Genomic DNA, 16,275 nt, shown 5'->3' on the forward strand with positions numbered 1-16,275 from the left:
GTTTATGGCCTGCGCCCCTTTTTCGCGTCATCCTGCCAGCCTGCCCGGCACAATCAGGGGAAGCATATGTATAACGGACTCTATATCACAGCCACCGGTCCCATGACGGGCAAAAGCGCCATCGCTCTGGGGGCCATGCAGCTGCTCAGCCGCAGCATGCGCAACGTGGCGTTCTTTCGCCCCATCATCAATGAGCCGGTATGGGACGACCGTGACCCGGACATCCATCTGATGCTCGAATACTTCAAGATCAAGATGGATTATGCCGACACCTTCGCCTACACCCAGCGTGAAGCGCGCCAGATCATCAACCAGGGCTCGCGCAACCTGCTCATTGAGAACATTATTCAGAAGTATAAAAAACTGCTGGAAACCTTTGACTTTGTTCTCTGCGTGGGTACGGACTTTCTGGCCAAGGACCCGCTGTTCGAGTTCGACCTCAATGCCGAAATCGCCGCCAACCTGGGCACGCCCGTCATTCTTGTGACCAGCGGGCAAAAAGCCACGGCGGAAGACATCCGCGAGTCTCTCCAGATCACCATGGACAGCCTTGCGCCTTTTTCACTGGATGTGGTGGCCACCATCATCAACCGCCGCAACCTCACCCAGACCGAGCTTGACGAACTGCGCTCCCATTTCAGCACAGACGATCGCAAGGCCCTCATCTACGCCGTGCCCAACGAGCCCACCATCGGCCAGCCCACCATGGGCGACGTGAAAAAGGGCCTGGACGCGGAAGTGCTGTTTGGCGCGAACCGTCTGGACGCCCTGGTGGACGACTACCTCATCGCGGCCATGCACGTGAACAACGTGCTGCCCTACATCGCCAAGGACCAGCTTATCGTGACCCCCGGCGACCGCGCCGACGTGCTGCTTGCCGCCATTGCCTCGCGCCTCACCTCCTCCACGCCGGACATCGCGGGCGTGCTGCTCACCGGCGGCATCCGCCCGGCCGAGGAAGTCTGCAAATTTATTGAAGGTTGGACGGCCTCTCCCCTGCCCATCCTGCTGACCAAGGGCCACACCTACAATACCATGCTGGCCCTGCAGGAACTCATCGCTCCCATCGAGCCCGGCAATGTCCGCAAAATCAACACCGTGCTGGGCCTTTTTGAACAGCACGTCAATGGCAAGGAGATCGCCAGCCGCATTGTGAGCAAACGCAGCGCGCGCATCACCCCCATGATGTTCGAGTTCGAACTTATCGAACGCGCCAAGGCCAACAGAATGCGCATCGTTCTGGCCGAGGGCACTGAAGAACGCATCCTCCAAGCCACCGACATCCTGCTGCGCCGCGACGTGGCCCAGATCACCCTGCTGGGCGATGTGGACGAAATACGCGCCAAGGCCAAGATTCTGGGTCTGGACATCGACAAGGCCACCCTTATCGATCCCATCAAATCCGAAAAGTTCGAAGAATACGTCAACACCTACTACGAACTGCGCAAGAAAAAGGGCATCACGCCCGAACAGGCCCGCGACACCATGGCGGACGCCACCTATTACGCCACCATGATGGTCAAGCTCGACGATGCCGACGGCATGGTTTCCGGCGCGATCAACACCACGGCCCACACCATCCGCCCTGCCTTCGAGTTTGTGAAGACCAAGCCCAGCTTCTCCGTTGTGTCCTCGGTTTTTCTCATGTGCCTCAAGGACCGCGTGCTGGTCTTCGGCGACTGCGCCGTCAACCCCAATCCCACGGCGCAGCAGCTGGCTGAAATCGCCATTGCTTCGGCCCACACGGCCGAGGTTTTCGGCATAGAGCCCCGTGTGGCCATGCTTTCGTACTCTACCGGCACGTCCGGCAAGGGCGCGGATGTGGACATAGTGGTGGAAGCCACCCGCATCGCCAAGGGAATGGCCCCCGAACTCGCGCTGGAAGGCCCCCTGCAATACGATGCCGCCATCGACCCCAGCGTGGCCAAAACCAAGATGCCCGACAGCAAGGTGGCCGGCAAGGCGACCGTTTTCATCTTCCCCGATCTCAACACGGGCAACAATACTTACAAGGCCGTGCAGCGTGCGGCTGGCGCGGTGGCCATCGGCCCCGTGCTTCAGGGTCTCAACAAGCCTGTGAATGACCTGTCGCGCGGCTGCACCGTGCCCGACATTGTAAATACTGTGGCCATTACGGCTGTTCAGGCCGCCGCCGAAAAAAAGGTGACGGGCCAATAGCCGCCAACCGTGTTACTGCCGGGGGCCAACCCTCCGCCCACCGGCACTGCCAACAAGAAAAGGAAGACACATGAAAATCCTGGTCATCAATGCGGGCTCCTCCTCCTGCAAATACCAACTGCTGGAAATGGATACCCACGCCGTCCTCTGCTCCGGCCTCGCCGAACGCATCGGACAGGATGAAGGCCGCCTGACCCACAAGATCGCCCCTGACACGGACAAGGAAGAAAAGATTGTCCGCACGGCGCGTTTTCCCACCCACGTGCAGGCCATGGAGATGGTCATCTCCCTCCTCACCGACGCTGAAAAAGGCGTTATCAAGGACAAGAGCGAAATCGCCGGCATCGGCCACCGCGTGCTGCACGGCGGCGAGGCCGTCAGCGACCCGGTGCTTGTGGACGAGCGCGTGAAAGAAATCGTGCGCGAATGCGCGGTGCTTGGCCCCCTGCACAACCCCGCCAACCTCATGGGCATTGAAGTTGCTGAAAAGCTCTTTCCCGGCGTGCCCAATGTGGGCGTGTTCGACACCGAGTTCGGCATGGGCATGCCCAGGGAAGCCTTCATGTACGCTCTGCCCTACGAGCTGTATGAAGACCTGCGCATCCGCCGCTACGGCTTTCACGGCACTTCGCACAAGTATATCGCCGGCGCCACAGCCAAGTATCTTGGCAAGCCCCTCAGCGAACTGCGTTCCATCACCATGCACCTTGGCAACGGTTCGTCCATGAGCTGCGTGAAAAACGGCAAGTGCTTCGACACCAGCATGGGCCTTACCCCCCTGGAAGGCCTCATCATGGGCACGCGCTGCGGCAGCATTGACCCTGCCATCGTGCCCTTTGTGATGGAAAAGAAGGGCCTTACCTCCGAGCAGATGGACACGCTCATGAACAAGCAGTCCGGCCTGCTGGGCCTGTGCGGCTTCACCGACATGCGCGACGTGCACGCCGAAGTGGAAAAAGGCAACGAACGCGCGGCTCTGGCGCTGCATATGCTGACGCGCAGCATCAAGAAGATTCTCGGTTCCTACTACTTCCTGCTCGACGGCAAGGTGGACGCGCTGGTCTTTACCGCCGGCATCGGTGAAAATGACGACATCGTGCGCGCCGGAGTGTGCGCCGGGCTCGAACACATGGGCATCAAGATCGACGCCAGGGAAAACGGCACCCGCAAACCCGGCGCGCGCACCATCTCCACGCCGGACAGCTCTGTGCCCGTTCTCATCATCCCCACCAACGAAGAACTGCAAATCGCCATGGCCACTGTGGAAGTGCTGGAAAAATAATCCCCGCACATCCGCAGCGCCCGCGCTGTACCGGAGCGGACCACTTGAAGCGCTTCGGTCGCCACATGTTGAAGGCCGCCCCGAAAAGGGCGGCCTTTTTTGCTGGATACCCCGACAGGGCGGCCCTTGCCGCATTTGTCAGGCGCACCGAGGTTCACTCGCGAGGTACGCGCCGAAGCGGGCGTCTTGGAAGCATTGAGAATGGATATTCTCAATGCGAAAATGCTATAGAGCATTTTACCTTTGAAAAAGTGTAAATGCTCTAACGCTGCACGAAAGTGCCGTGCGCCATAACATGGCGTGGATTCAGCCGCAAATCGCACTTTTCGGCTGAATGAAAACTTTGAAATGTGAAGCATTTCAAAGTTAACCTGCTCTAGGATGAGGGGATGTGGGGGAGGAGACCCTTTTACAAAAGGGTCTCCTCCCCCACAGAATATTCCTGGAAAAATATCTGCATTCAGGCTTTCTGGACAGCGCCCCCACAAGCGCGTATTTACAGAACAATTTTTACCGCTGAAAAATGCGCCCAAGATGCAGGCTCAGCGCCCGCGTGCCGGGAGAACCAGATGAGACGATTGCACAGGGACTTTTCCACCACCGCCGCCGTGGCAGGCATGCTGGCGGTTATCGTGTCCTACGCGGGTTCCGCGGTGCTTATTTTTCAGGCAGCCCGGCTGGCGGGGCTTTCAGACGAACTGACCACATCGTGGATATGGGCAGTGTCCATCGGCAGCGGGCTCTCAGGCATACTGCTCAGTTTGAGGATGCGCATTCCCGTCATCACGGCATGGTCAACCCCGGGCGCGGCCCTGCTCATCACCATGCTGCCGGGCGTGCCCTTTGCGCAGGCCGTGGGCGCGTACATCGCCAGCGCCGCCATCATCACCGTCATCGGCCTTACCGGCACCCTGGACGTCATCATGCGGCGCATACCCATTGCCGTCAGTTCGGGCATGTTCGCCGGAATCCTGTTCAGCTTCGGGGCAAAGGTCTTCACGTCCGTTGCGGCATCGCCGCTGCTTGGCCTGTCCATGCTGCTCTGTTTTATGCTGTTTCGCAGGGTATGCCCCCGGTACGCCATTGCCGCTGTTCTGGTGTGCGGCACGGTCATCGCCGCGCTGACCGGAATGATGCACGTGGACACCGTGCACTTTGCACTGGCAAAGCCTGTGTTCACCGCGCCGGAGTGGTCAGCCGCCGCCATTGTCAGCATAGGGCTGCCGCTGGCCCTTGTGACGCTGACAGGCCAGTATATCTCGGGCATGGCCGTGCTTCATGCCTCGGGTTATCCGGTGATTTCCAACGGCATCATGACCGTGACGGGCATCACGTCCCTGCTGCTGGCGCCCTTCGGCTCCCACGCCATCAACCTTTCGTCCCTCACCGCCGCCATCTGTACCGGAAAAGAATCGCATGAGGACCCCTCACGCCGCTACATCGCGGGCCTGGTCTGCGGCGGCCTGTACGTACTTGTGGGTTTGTCCGGCACGGCGCTGACGTCGCTTTTCGCGGCGCTGCCCGCCGTGTTCATTGCCGTTCTGGCGGGCCTTGCCCTCATGAGCGCGTTCGCAACGGGGCTTTACGGCGTCTTCAAGGACAGCGACAACATGGACGCGGGAATCATCGCCTTTCTGGCAACGGCCTCGGGCATGGAGTTTCTCGGCCTGGGCGCGCCCTTCTGGGGGCTGGCTTTCGGAAGTCTGGCCTATTTCATCTTGAAAAAATAGACATCTTATATAATCGCCACACTAAACAGGTTCACATACAGTAGTAAGCTGACTGTCGCATGAAGCCTCTTTGCCCAAACAACGCAGATACACAATCGGGTAAATCTTCACCCCTCCCAGACAATACGGAGTGCCATGCCTCAGAGCCATAACAACTCAATATTGCTAAATAAAAATCAACTTATAGGTCTGCTTGCCCTTGTGTTGTTTTTTGCCACGCACAATATTTCTTCTGTTTTCTATCAGGTGCGCGGCGTGGCGCCCGAGCAGTTTGGCCTGTCTGTCATCGCGTATTATCTGGGGCTGCTCTGCTCCGCCCTGGCGCTGGACGCGCTGGAGCAGCGCATGGCGCGCAGCGCAGCGGCCCGTGGTTTTCTGCGCATCGGCGTGCCCGCCATACTGATGTTTACTTCACTGTTCTGTCTTGTTTCGCCCGCGCTGACAGAAGAAGCTTTTCGTGGCAACAGGGTTCTCAATACCTTGCAGCCTTTTCTTTGGGCCTTATTTGTACCCGTGGCGTTCCGCCTTTTTTTCCAGCATGTTCCGGCCCGTTCCCACGGGCTTTTTTTTGGCCTGGCCGTAGGCGTGGGTCATTTGTGCTGGGCCTTGCTCACTCCCCTGGTGCACAGCCCGGAAGCCGTCACCGTCACAGCCTCGGGCGTGACGGTGAACAGCTATCTGCCCTTTATGAACAGCGTCCGCAGCATATTTGGAATCTGTTTTGCCGTTGTGGCCGCACGGCTGCTCTCCCAGAGGGATTCCGCCGCCCCCGACCGCGCGGCGCGGCCCGCTGCCGAGAGCATAACACCGCCAGCTTCCTTTACTCCACGCCTCCGGTATTTGCTGCCGCCTCTGGCGCTGTGCTTCTTTCTCAACGGCCTGTTGGGCTATCTTTTCTTTGCCCGACTGCGGGCGCACGGCATGTTTCCGGAATACATGCACCTTGGCCTGATGCTGTTTTTTCCGCTCATGGGGCTGCTCTGCAGCCGTATGGGCGACAGGGTGCTCTTATATCTGCTGGCCGCCGCCGCATTGACCTTTACCGCCAGCCCATTGCTGACAGTGTTTTCGCCCGAGTCTCCGTGGTATCAGGCCATATTTCTCGCGTGCAGCATTGCCCACCAGACGCTGGTATTCGGCGGAACCCTGGTGTGCGGGCGTTTCTCCATAACCGGCGCGCATCCGGCCCTGACCGCTTCTTCCGTATGGCTCTGTTCGGGCATCGCCATACCCGGCATGCTGCTTGCCAGGGCAGGGCTGCCCGATCCTGGCGCATCCCCCTTTATCTATATGCTGGCGCTGCTGGCGCTGTATATGGCGGGCATGCGGCTTTTGCGCCGTGTTTTCCCTCTGCCCGTGCCTGACTGTCATGAAGATGAATACCGCGCCTTGACCAGACAACGCCGCCCCCTGACCGAACTGCCGCTGACCGCTCGGGAAAGGGACATGATGGCCTTGGCCGTGCAGGGCAAGAGCAATGCGGCCATAGCCGAGGAGATGGGGCTTGCCCTTTCCACGGTGGGCAATACCCTGAGCCGTGCCTACGCCAAACTTGAGGTGAAGAACCGGGCACAGGCCATACAGAAATGGAATGAAATGCAGCCATAATTTTTAATATTTTTTAGCCAACAAAATTAGACGGTAAAGGGCAACAGGTAATTTCTTACCTATTGCCCTTTTTTATTTTTTATGGGCAACAATAGAAAATTTATTAACTTGTTCCCCGGAGGTTCATGTTCATGCCCATGCTCCGCTCCCTGTTCCATGCCGGCACGTTTGCTCTGCCCATTTCCCGCCTGCTTCGTCTGATTTCGCGGTACGGCCTTTTGAGCGTATTGCTGCTTACTCTGCCTGTTGCATCCGCCTTGGCGGATAACGAAACCGTCACCTACCCCGGTGACTCGCTGAATCCGATATCCATAAGCTCTATAGGCTACTCCAATACCCTCGCCCCTACCGACGCCTCAAATAACAACCGGGTTACGGTGGATGACCCCTTTTCAGCAACTTCCCCGGACTTCGTCTTCGGCGGATACAACACCTCGGGGGGGTCCACGGGGAACACCGTCACCCTGAACTCCGGCGCAACTGTGAATTTTGGCGTTTTCGGCGGCGTTGCCACCAATGGAGGCTCCGCCACTGGCAATACCGTCATCCTGAACTCCGGCGCTACGGCGCTGAACGTTTATGGCGGCTGGGCCGAAGACGCGGGCAGTGCTTCGGGCAATACCGTCATCCTGAACTCCGGCGCTACGGCGCTGAACGTTTATGGCGGCTGGGCCGAAGACGCGGGCAGTGCTTCGGGCAATACCGTCATTCTTAAGCCGGGCGCTACGGCGCTGGACGTTTATGGCGGTTTTCTCTCCAGCGGTGCGGGCGCCACTGCGGACAATAATACCGTCATTTTCCATTCCGGCGCTATCGTGAACGGGAACGTTTATGGAGGCAGCAGGTTTGGATTGCTCCCGATAGGCACAGGCAACACCCTGGAGTTGAGAGGCGCCGGGCAAAACATCGGCGGTAACCTGGGGGGCTTCCAGAACCTTAACTTCTACCTGCCCTCCACTCTGGCCGCTAACGATACCATGCTGAGAGTGGGCGGCACGGCCACTCTCACCGGGGCCACGGTCAACGTGGGCATTGAAGGAGCCTCTTCTCCGCTGAAGGCGGGCGACACGGTAACGCTTATTGACGCGGCTACGCTCACCGGCACTCCGGCCAACACCACAGCCAACGGGCAGGGGATGCAGGGCGTGACGCTGAAATACACGTTCGATATCCTTACTGACAACAACAAGCTGCTTGCCGCCGTCTCCAGCACCGGCCCCACCGTGAACGAACAGGCCAAGGCGCTTTCCGAAGGCTTTCTCGGCGGCATGGGTCTGGTCACGCAAGGGGCTGACGTGGCCGCCGGACAAGGCATGACTTCAGCCGTTTCAGCGGCAAAGAGCGGCGCTGCCGGGGGAGGGGGAGGCGTGCCTCTTGCCGGATTCGGCGCGCTTTCCGGCGGTTCCGTCCGGTACAACTCCGGCTCGCATGTGGACATGCACAGTCTTTCACTGCTGGCCGGTCTGGCCCTGGGAACGGACATCACCCCCGGCAGGCTGACTTTCGGCGCGTTTTTCGAGTACGGCAACGGCTCGTACAATACCTACAATTCCTTTTCCAATGCCGCCTCCGTGGACGGCAACGGCAACACGCACTACCTCGGCGGCGGCATTCTTGGCCGTATGGACTTCATCAATACCGGCTCCGGCCATTTTTATGCCGAAGCCTCCGGTCGCGCGGGAACTATATACAATAATTACGAAAGTTCCGACCTGCGCGATGCCAGCGGGCGCGAGGCCTCCTACGATTCCACTTCCGCCTATTGCGGCCTGCATCTGGGAACCGGCTACATCTGGAACATTACGGACAAGGCTTCTCTCGACCTGTACGGCAAATACTTCTGGACGCGGCAGACTGGCGATTCCATTACAGTGTCCACCGGCGACCCCATCGATTTTGATGACGTGTATTCCAGCCGTCTGCGCTTCGGCTCGCGCTTCGCCTATGCGGTGAACGAGTACGTCAGCCCCTATGTGGGCGCGGCCTGGGAACACGAGTTCGACGGCAAGGCCCGCGCCTCCACCAACGGCTATGACATAAAAGCTCCGTCCCTGCGCGGCGATACCGGCATAGGCGAACTGGGGCTGACCTTCACGCCTTCGCAAACGCTGCCCTTGTCCTTTGACCTTGGCGTGCAGGGCTATGTGGGCAAAAGAGAGGGCGTGACCGGCAGCCTGCAGGCGAAGTGGGAGTTTTAGGCAACTATAGCGTCATTTACCTTCAACCATGAGAGACACTTATGAAATACCACGATACTATGAATCTGCCAAATCATAGAACAAACAGATCGTCAAATTTTGATTACAATAATGCTGCAAGAGTATTAGTTGCAACGGCTTGCGGGGAAATTCCTTATATTGGCAGTATTCTTTCAGGATTAACATATATCTTTTGGGGTGATCCTGATGTCGATATTTGGGGTGAAATAGAGGGTAAGGTTGAAGAGCTGGTTGACAAAAAAATTAGTAATCTTGTTTATGCGCAGGTACAACAAGATTTAGAAGGGCTGAAAAACAATATTGACGAATATTTAAAAGCTGTAAAAAATGCAAAGATAAACACATATATTTCAGAAAAATACAATGTTGCTTTTGGACTATTTTTGCAACAGCGTCCACACTTTCAAGCAAAAGAATATGAACTTCTTTTGCTTCCGCTATTTGTACAATTTGCCAATATGCAAATAACACTCATGCGTGATGGGATACTTTATGGAAAAAATTGGGGATGGAATATTGAAATTATTGAAGACACAAAAAAGCAACTTAGCAAAATAATTAATGAATATATTGAGTATGCCGAACGAATTTATAGCGAAGGGTTAGTTGACGCCATAAAACGCGCCCCAAGCAAAAAAGTAAGAGCAAATAATTTTAATGCTATTAATAAATTTGTACGTGAAATGACACTTTCAGTTTTGGATTTCAAAGATATGTGGAAATATTACGATCCGAGCAAATATCCTAACCCTGTTAGCGTTTATTTAGATCGTGAAATATACTCTGATGCTATTGGTGATCCAATTGGAAAAAGCCAATTCGCACTGCCTGATATCCCGCCAACCCTTCCGATTTCAAAAATTACCGTATGGGGAGGGGATCGTGTCAACGCCTTTCAAGTGAAGTACCCGAAAAACGGAGGGCCAAATGGCAAAACTGAAACGGCTGTGATGGGATTTCGCAGCACAAGTACTTGTGCACCCCCTCATGGCGGCGTGTTTGATGTAAGCACGAATCCTGTTGTCAAGGTTACTGCAAAAGCCGGAGATATAGTCAACGCAGTAATCTTCACTTTTTTGGATGGTTCAGTTTCACATAAGCTGGGAGGAAATTATCCTGGCGGCGATGACTATGTATTCGATTATGAAGATGAAATATTATCAAGTATATATGTTGTTTCGTGGAGTTCATTTTATCACTGTGCTGACTGTGCCATATTCGGGTTTAAATATAATAAGCAACATGCTGGGTTAGACCATAATTTATCACGCATCATGTTCATTTCATCTCCGAATATTTTAGATAATGTTCAACTTGCAAGATTTGCCAGTGTAGATTGTAACAATGAAGTTATACAGCGTATTGGCAGATCGAGAAGTGAAAATAAATGGGATTCGCTCCGTGAAGAATATTGGAATACGATTATGAATAAAACTTAAATGTAATTTTTTCCCGCTATGTAACCATCGCCGTGCCCTATTTTGACGCCCGTCGCATGGAGCCGGTGTGGGCCGGTGCAAGCCTGCGCGGCGATACCGGCATAGGCGAACTGGGCCTGACCTTCACGCCTTCGCAGACGCTGCCCTTGTCTTTTGACCTTGGCGTGCAGGGCTATGTGGGCAAAAGAGAGGGCGTGACCGGCAGCTTGCAGGCAAAGTGGGAGTTTTAATTTAGAGCAGTTTATGAATGAAATGAGTTAACCGCTCTGCGAGGATTTTTCTGAAAAACCTCGCCACGAAATGCGCGTAGGCAGGCTTTTGCCTGCCGTACGCGAGCATCTCAAATGTTAAGTGCTCCACATCCAGGCGCACTTGCGCAGTTCCTTTTGCCATGGCGCGCTTTTGACGTGTTGTCTCCGGCTCTCCAGGCGCTCCCGGCCTGCAACGCTTCCAATGCGGGCGCGGGCGGCTCAGGCTATTTTTCCACCGGAAACCACAGCGGATTAAGAAAGCGTAGATGGCAGGTCTCGCCCTCTTGCGGCCCGCTGGCATAACGCCCCTTCTGCACACGCACCTCCTGATCGCCAACCAGAATCTGATAGTCGGTAACTTCACCCAGAAAGGTACGTCGCATCACTGTTCCCGGAATTCCGCCATGGTCAGCAAAATCTATTTCATTGGGCCGGCTGGCGACGGTACCGAGGCCAGCACTGATGATTTCACCTGACGGCGCGCACCCTTCCACAAAGGGAACAGACACGCCGTCCAGCAGCATGGCATTTTCAGTCACATTCATGTTTGTGAAATTTGAAAGACCAATAAAGCTGAACACAAAGCGGTTTGCCGGTTTCGTATACACTTCAAGAGGCGAGGCTATCTGCTGCACCACGCCGTTTTTCATAATCAGGATGCGGTCCGAAAGGGCCATGGCTTCAGATTGGTCATGCGTCACGTACATGATGGAGAAGCCGTAGATTTTCTGCAACTCTTTGATCTCAAAGCGCATCTCTTCGCGCAGATGGGGGTCAAGGCTCGAGAGGGGCTCATCCAGCAGCATAACCGAAGGGTTGATGGCCAAGGCCCGCGCCAGGGCGACACGCTGCTTGCCTCCGCCAGAAAGATCCGCGGGGCTTTGGGAGGCGACGTCAAGCAGGCTTGTGTGCGTCAGGGCCTGCGTGGTCCGCTTGGTAATCTCGTCCGCATTGATCTTTTTCAGGCGCAGGGGAAAAGCCACGTTTTCAAACACGCTCATATGCGGCCACACGGCAAATGCCTGAAAAACCATCCCAAAATTACGCTTTTCGGGCGGGAGATAATATTTCTTCTCGCTTGATGACAAAAGTACGTCGTTGACGCTGATTTCACCCTCATCAAGGTCTTCAAAACCCGCGACCATGCGCAATGTGGTCGTTTTTCCGCAGCCCGAAGGCCCAAGCATGGAAAAACATTCTCCATCGCCAATCTTGAAATTGAGAGATGAAACAGCTTTAACCTTGCCAAAATACTTGGTTACGTTTGTAAGAGTTACTGACATGATCAGGCCTGCCTGGTTTTGGCAAAGTGGTTGATAATCGTCTGCCCGGTCACAATCAAAATCAGGGCGATGCCGGCCAGTGCCGCGGAAGTGACGGTTTCGCCATCCTCGTTGAGCGTGTAGATGGCCACGCCGATGGTTCTGCTGGTCGTGCCGTACAGCATGACGGAAACCGTCAGTTCACGCAGGGCGGGCAGAAAGATAAGAAAAAACGCAGCGACCATGCCGGGGCGAACCAGAGGAAGCACAATATCGCGCAAGGCCTGCCACATGGATGCGCCGCAAGCCCGCGCCGCCTCTACCAGGGAGTCATGCACCTGTTCAAGGGCAGCGGAGTTTGCCTTGAGCGAAAAGGCCATATATCTGGCGATGTAGGCAATGAGGATAATCCAGATCGTATTGTAAAGATTTACGCCAAAGCGCCCGCTCCAGGCCAGGATAACGCCAAGCGCGATAACTGAGCCGGGCACCGAAAAGGGCAGCATTCCAAGAAATTCCAGAATCCCCTTGCCGCGCACCTTCATCTTGACGATGACATAAGAAATCATCACGCCAGAAAACATGGTTATGGTTGCCGCGCCAAGGCCAAGGCCAATGCTGTTTTTGATGGCCTGCTGGGTCTGGTCCCACTCAAAAAGGACGTATTTATAGTTATCCAGCGACAGATTCTCCCATGTAATGGGGATCCCATAGGTTTTGAGCCCGCCAACCAGAAAGATGGTCACTGTGGGCAGCACGATGGTCAGCCCGATATAGAGCAGGCAAAAAACGAACAGCGGCGTGCGCAGGCCGCGCAGCTTAAGCTCCATGGGGCGAAAGCTCTTGCCGGCAATGATCTGGTATTTTCCTGATCCAAGAATTTTTCTCTGCAACCAGATGATGAGCGCCGCCGTAACAACAAGAACCGATGCCAGCACTGTTCCTGTGCGGATGGAATCAAAACTGCCCGCACTCTGGTGGATGCGCTCATAGATCAGCGTCGGGATGTTGTAGATGCCCACTTCAATCCCAAGAACAGCCACCGTGCCAAAGTGCGCCATGGAATAGAGCATGATCAACAAAGCGCCGGAAAGAATGCTGGGCATAACCAGGGGCAGCGTTATCTTGCGGGTAATGGTAAAGAGCCCGGCACCGGAAATTCTTGCGGATTCTTCCAGCGTGGGGTCCATGCGTTCCAGCGCGCCACAGACCTGAATAAAGACAAAGGGGAAAAGATACATTGTTTCGATGGCGATAATGCCGCCAAAAGAAAAGATATTGAACAAGGCATCTTCTGCGCCGGTGACGTCGCGCCACAAGCGGTTGATGTAGCCGGCGCGGGGCGAAAGCAGCATCTTCCAGGCAAGGGCGCCGATAAATGAGGGCAACATAAAGGGCACAAGAAACATGCCTTTCATAAAGCCTTTATAGGGAATATCCGTTCGCGTCACCAGCCAGGCAAAAAAGGTGCCCACTGCTGTGGCGCACAGGGTCACGCCGCTGGCAATGAACAGCGAGTTCAGCAGGGCCTGATAGGTTTCGCCTTCACTCAGTGTTTTGACCAAATCCGCAAGGTTAAACTGGCCATCAACAAAAAAGGCGTTAAAGAAGATGAGTGCTACCGGCACCACAACCACAATCAGGAGGATGGCAATAGACAAAAGCAGAATGATTTCTGCCACGCCGAATGTGCGCTTTTGTTTGACTGCTTGCATAGTTTTATCCGATTTGATGCGCAGCGTGCCCGGAAAGTTTACACCGTAACGACCGAGGCTTGTAACCAGGCAGGGCTGACGCCTTTACATTGGGATACGGGGAAAGCAAAGGCGGAATCGCTACTTGAACCAATGGTAATTCCGCAGGGTAAAAACGCACTCCTCACCCTCTTTGAGCAACAGATCATTGGCCAGGGCTTGATGCGTATCCACTGCCGTGCGCACGTGCTGGCCATCAACCTCTAACTGATAGTCTGTGGTGGCCCCAAGAAAGCTGGCTCGATGTACGATTGCCTTGATGCCCTCACCCTTGCGACGCAACACGACGTCGGACGGCCTAAAACCAATACGGCCATCACCGGACTCGGCCCCCGATGCCATCGGAAAACCGTAGCCCTGAAAGCGTACCGTTCCGTTTTCTGCCTGAACGTGCAAAAAATTGCTCATGCCAAGAAACGAGAACACAAATTCATCGGCCGGTTCGGAGAAAAGTTGTGTCGGTGTTCCAATTTGCCGTATGGCGCCGTGCTCATCCATAACAGCCATCCGGTCTGAAATGGCGAGGGCAATCTCCTGATCGTGCGTGACATAGAGAATGGTAACACCAAGATTTTTTTGCAGCCTCTTGATCTCAAAGCGCATTTCTTCGCGCAGATTCGCATCAAGATTGTTGAGCGGCTCGTCCAGAAGCAACAGGGTCGGCTCCGCGACTAGGGCGCGCGCCAAAGCCACCCGCTGCTGCTGGCCGCCGGACAGTTGCGAGGGCAGCCGGCCTTCCATGCCGGAAAGATTGACGTCATCAATGCTTTTTTGCACCAGTTTGGAGGCTTCCGCGGGATTACGTTTTGCAATCTTGAGGGGATACCCGACATTCTGGCGTACAGTCATGTGCGGCCACACGGCATAGTCCTGAAAGACAACTCCAAGACTGCGCTGCTCCGGAGGCAAAGAATCGCCAGTGCCGGCATCGGCGACAACGTCGGAACCGATGGACATGCTGCCCTGATCAAGCGACTCGAATCCGGCGATAATGCGCAGAAGCACCGTTTTGCCGCACCCTGAAGGGCCAATGAGCGTAAAGCACTCCCCATCCTTCACCGTGAGCGAAAGGTTTTGCAAGACCGCATGCTCGCCATATGATTTGGCAATATTGTTGAGAACTATTTCTGCCATAATGATCCCTGTTTGTGTTCACACTTTGAAAAAAGCTGAACGCGATCACTTTTTGAAGAAAAACAGGCAGGTGCCGCGCCGACGCTCTTTTTGCAACGTCGGCGCGGCTTACAGTACCTGCATGTGGCGATGTCGGCGCTATTTGGACATCATTATATCAGTAAATTTTTTAATGCTGGCTTCTTTTTCAGTCAGCACTTTTTGGTAGTCAATTTTGATTCCGCGTTCAAAGGCTTCTTCACTGGTGGGAAGGTTGTATTCCTTGGGCGGGATGATCCCTTTGCGCACGGGCAATGTGCCCTGCTCCGCCAAAATCTTTTGCCCTTCCTCGGAGAGAAGGTAGTCCACAAACTTCTTGGCGGCATCAAGGTTGGGAGTGCCCTTGAAGATGGCTACAGGGCTGGGAATGACCAGCATTTCAGGGGGGTATGCCAGGGCAAGGCTTGCGCCTTTTTTGATTTTGTCATTGACGATGTAATCAACCCCTATGCAGGCAAGAAGGTCGCCAGAAGCGGTATCGTCCACAACCTGTCCGGAACCTTTGCCTATACGACCGCCATTTTTGCTGATTTTTTCAATATACTCCCAGCCGAATTTGTCCACGAGCAGCTGGATGCTCATATAGGCTGTGCCGGAAAGGGCGGGGTTGGCAATGCCAAAGGCTTTTTTATATTCGGGCTTGGTCACATCGCTCCACTGTGTGGGCGCCTGTTTCACGTAGCGGGTATTATACGCAATACCAAGGGTTCCAAGTCTGACGGCAGTAAACGTGCCATCGTAATCGGAAAAGGGGTTGATGAGATATTTCAGTTCAGGGGATTCATATTTTTCCAGAATCCCTTCGGCGCGCATGTTGAAAAAGTCCGGCACTTCGCTTGTCCAGATAACGTCAGCCATGATTTTGCCGGACTGGCGCTCTGTGGCCACCTTGGCCATAAGTTTGCCAGCGCCCGCGGATTGATAGTCCATGGCGATATCAGGATGTTTTTTTGTGAACCCTTCCTTGAGGGAACCAATGATGGATTCCTTCATTGAAGTATAAACAATGAGTTTTTCAGCCGCCATGGTTGAAAATGCCGAAGCAACCAGCATGATTGCCGCAAGAAGAAGGATGCTGCATTTTTTCATCAGATATTCACTCCGATTGAGAATGTGCAAAGATGTTATCCCTAGGCCAATGTTTTCATTAAATTTTTTAAATCCCCACAACGGCAAAAACCGAAGAGCTCGCTCTCAAAGCTGATCATATATTCAGTGAGTGACGTAATCCCTGCGGATTCGCGCAGAAGCATAGCTAACGCCTTAAGTAGTCAATTATATTGAAGCAGAAGTGATACCGGCAGGCGTTCAGCGAAAAGGTCACGTAGTAAAATGTATTCTTTATCGATTTACATTATTAACTAGCTAAAACAAAAAAG

At 54.7% G+C, this 16,275-nt stretch carries 11 protein-coding genes; 7 read left to right on the top strand and 4 right to left on the bottom strand.

Annotated features, from left to right (window positions below; translation table 11 throughout):
• Positions 1-66 precede the first annotated feature (66 nt).
• The 7 genes from pta (at position 67) to ACZ5DH_RS11335 (ending at position 10,686) form a co-directional block, all read left to right on the top strand.
• Positions 67-2,178 carry a phosphate acetyltransferase gene (pta, locus tag ACZ5DH_RS11305; protein WP_464254374.1) on the top strand — a complete coding sequence of 704 codons (2,112 nt, stop codon included), beginning with the start codon at positions 67-69 and terminating at the stop codon, positions 2,176-2,178.
• 70 nt (positions 2,179-2,248) lie between these two features.
• Positions 2,249-3,460: an acetate kinase gene (locus ACZ5DH_RS11310; RefSeq protein ID WP_464254375.1), complete on the top strand. Its 1,212-nt coding sequence runs from the start codon at positions 2,249-2,251 to the stop codon at positions 3,458-3,460.
• A gap of 569 nt (positions 3,461-4,029) precedes the next feature.
• On the top strand, positions 4,030-5,190 hold the full coding sequence (locus tag ACZ5DH_RS11315) for a benzoate/H(+) symporter BenE family transporter (RefSeq protein ID WP_464254376.1): 1,161 nt from the start codon (positions 4,030-4,032) through the stop codon (positions 5,188-5,190).
• 135 nt (positions 5,191-5,325) lie between these two features.
• Complete coding sequence (locus ACZ5DH_RS11320; RefSeq protein WP_464254377.1) at positions 5,326-6,798, top strand: helix-turn-helix transcriptional regulator; 1,473 nt, start codon at positions 5,326-5,328, stop codon at positions 6,796-6,798.
• A 131-nt stretch (positions 6,799-6,929) separates the two neighbouring features.
• Complete coding sequence (locus ACZ5DH_RS11325) at positions 6,930-8,996, top strand: autotransporter domain-containing protein (protein ID WP_464254378.1); 2,067 nt, start codon at positions 6,930-6,932, stop codon at positions 8,994-8,996.
• Positions 8,997-9,037: 41 nt separating this feature from the next.
• A complete protein-coding gene (locus ACZ5DH_RS11330; RefSeq protein ID WP_464254379.1) occupies positions 9,038-10,456 on the top strand; it encodes an insecticidal delta-endotoxin Cry8Ea1 family protein in 1,419 nt (472 codons plus the stop codon).
• A gap of 32 nt (positions 10,457-10,488) precedes the next feature.
• Positions 10,489-10,686 carry a hypothetical protein gene (locus ACZ5DH_RS11335; RefSeq protein ID WP_464254380.1) on the top strand — a complete coding sequence of 66 codons (198 nt, stop codon included), beginning with the start codon at positions 10,489-10,491 and terminating at the stop codon, positions 10,684-10,686.
• Between the two features lie 245 nt (positions 10,687-10,931).
• Here ACZ5DH_RS11335 and ACZ5DH_RS11340 read toward each other — a convergent pair whose 3' ends face one another.
• The 4 genes from ACZ5DH_RS11340 to ACZ5DH_RS11355 form a co-directional block, all read right to left on the bottom strand.
• Positions 10,932-11,990, bottom strand: a complete 1,059-nt coding sequence (locus ACZ5DH_RS11340; protein WP_464254381.1) for an ABC transporter ATP-binding protein — start codon at positions 11,988-11,990, stop codon at positions 10,932-10,934.
• A gap of 2 nt (positions 11,991-11,992) precedes the next feature.
• On the bottom strand, positions 11,993-13,684 hold the full coding sequence (locus tag ACZ5DH_RS11345) for an ABC transporter permease (RefSeq protein WP_464254382.1): 1,692 nt from the start codon (positions 13,682-13,684) through the stop codon (positions 11,993-11,995).
• A gap of 120 nt (positions 13,685-13,804) precedes the next feature.
• On the bottom strand, positions 13,805-14,857 hold the full coding sequence (locus ACZ5DH_RS11350) for an ABC transporter ATP-binding protein (RefSeq protein ID WP_464254383.1): 1,053 nt from the start codon (positions 14,855-14,857) through the stop codon (positions 13,805-13,807).
• 138 nt (positions 14,858-14,995) lie between these two features.
• Positions 14,996-15,985 carry an ABC transporter substrate-binding protein gene (locus ACZ5DH_RS11355; RefSeq protein ID WP_464254384.1) on the bottom strand — a complete coding sequence of 330 codons (990 nt, stop codon included), beginning with the start codon at positions 15,983-15,985 and terminating at the stop codon, positions 14,996-14,998.
• Positions 15,986-16,275 lie beyond the last annotated feature (290 nt).

Source organism: Desulfovibrio simplex, assembly GCF_055387835.1.

Coding starts and splice junctions, on each gene's coding strand:
- pta (WP_464254374.1), top strand. CDS start 67: ATGTATAACGGACTCTATATCACAGCCACCGGTCCCATGACGGGCAAA.
- ACZ5DH_RS11310 (WP_464254375.1), top strand. CDS start 2,249: ATGAAAATCCTGGTCATCAATGCGGGCTCCTCCTCCTGCAAATACCAA.
- ACZ5DH_RS11315 (WP_464254376.1), top strand. CDS start 4,030: ATGAGACGATTGCACAGGGACTTTTCCACCACCGCCGCCGTGGCAGGC.
- ACZ5DH_RS11320 (WP_464254377.1), top strand. CDS start 5,326: ATGCCTCAGAGCCATAACAACTCAATATTGCTAAATAAAAATCAACTT.
- ACZ5DH_RS11325 (WP_464254378.1), top strand. CDS start 6,930: ATGCCCATGCTCCGCTCCCTGTTCCATGCCGGCACGTTTGCTCTGCCC.
- ACZ5DH_RS11330 (WP_464254379.1), top strand. CDS start 9,038: ATGAAATACCACGATACTATGAATCTGCCAAATCATAGAACAAACAGA.
- ACZ5DH_RS11340 (WP_464254381.1), bottom strand. CDS start 11,990: ATGTCAGTAACTCTTACAAACGTAACCAAGTATTTTGGCAAGGTTAAA.
- ACZ5DH_RS11345 (WP_464254382.1), bottom strand. CDS start 13,684: ATGCAAGCAGTCAAACAAAAGCGCACATTCGGCGTGGCAGAAATCATT.
- ACZ5DH_RS11350 (WP_464254383.1), bottom strand. CDS start 14,857: ATGGCAGAAATAGTTCTCAACAATATTGCCAAATCATATGGCGAGCAT.
- ACZ5DH_RS11355 (WP_464254384.1), bottom strand. CDS start 15,985: ATGAAAAAATGCAGCATCCTTCTTCTTGCGGCAATCATGCTGGTTGCT.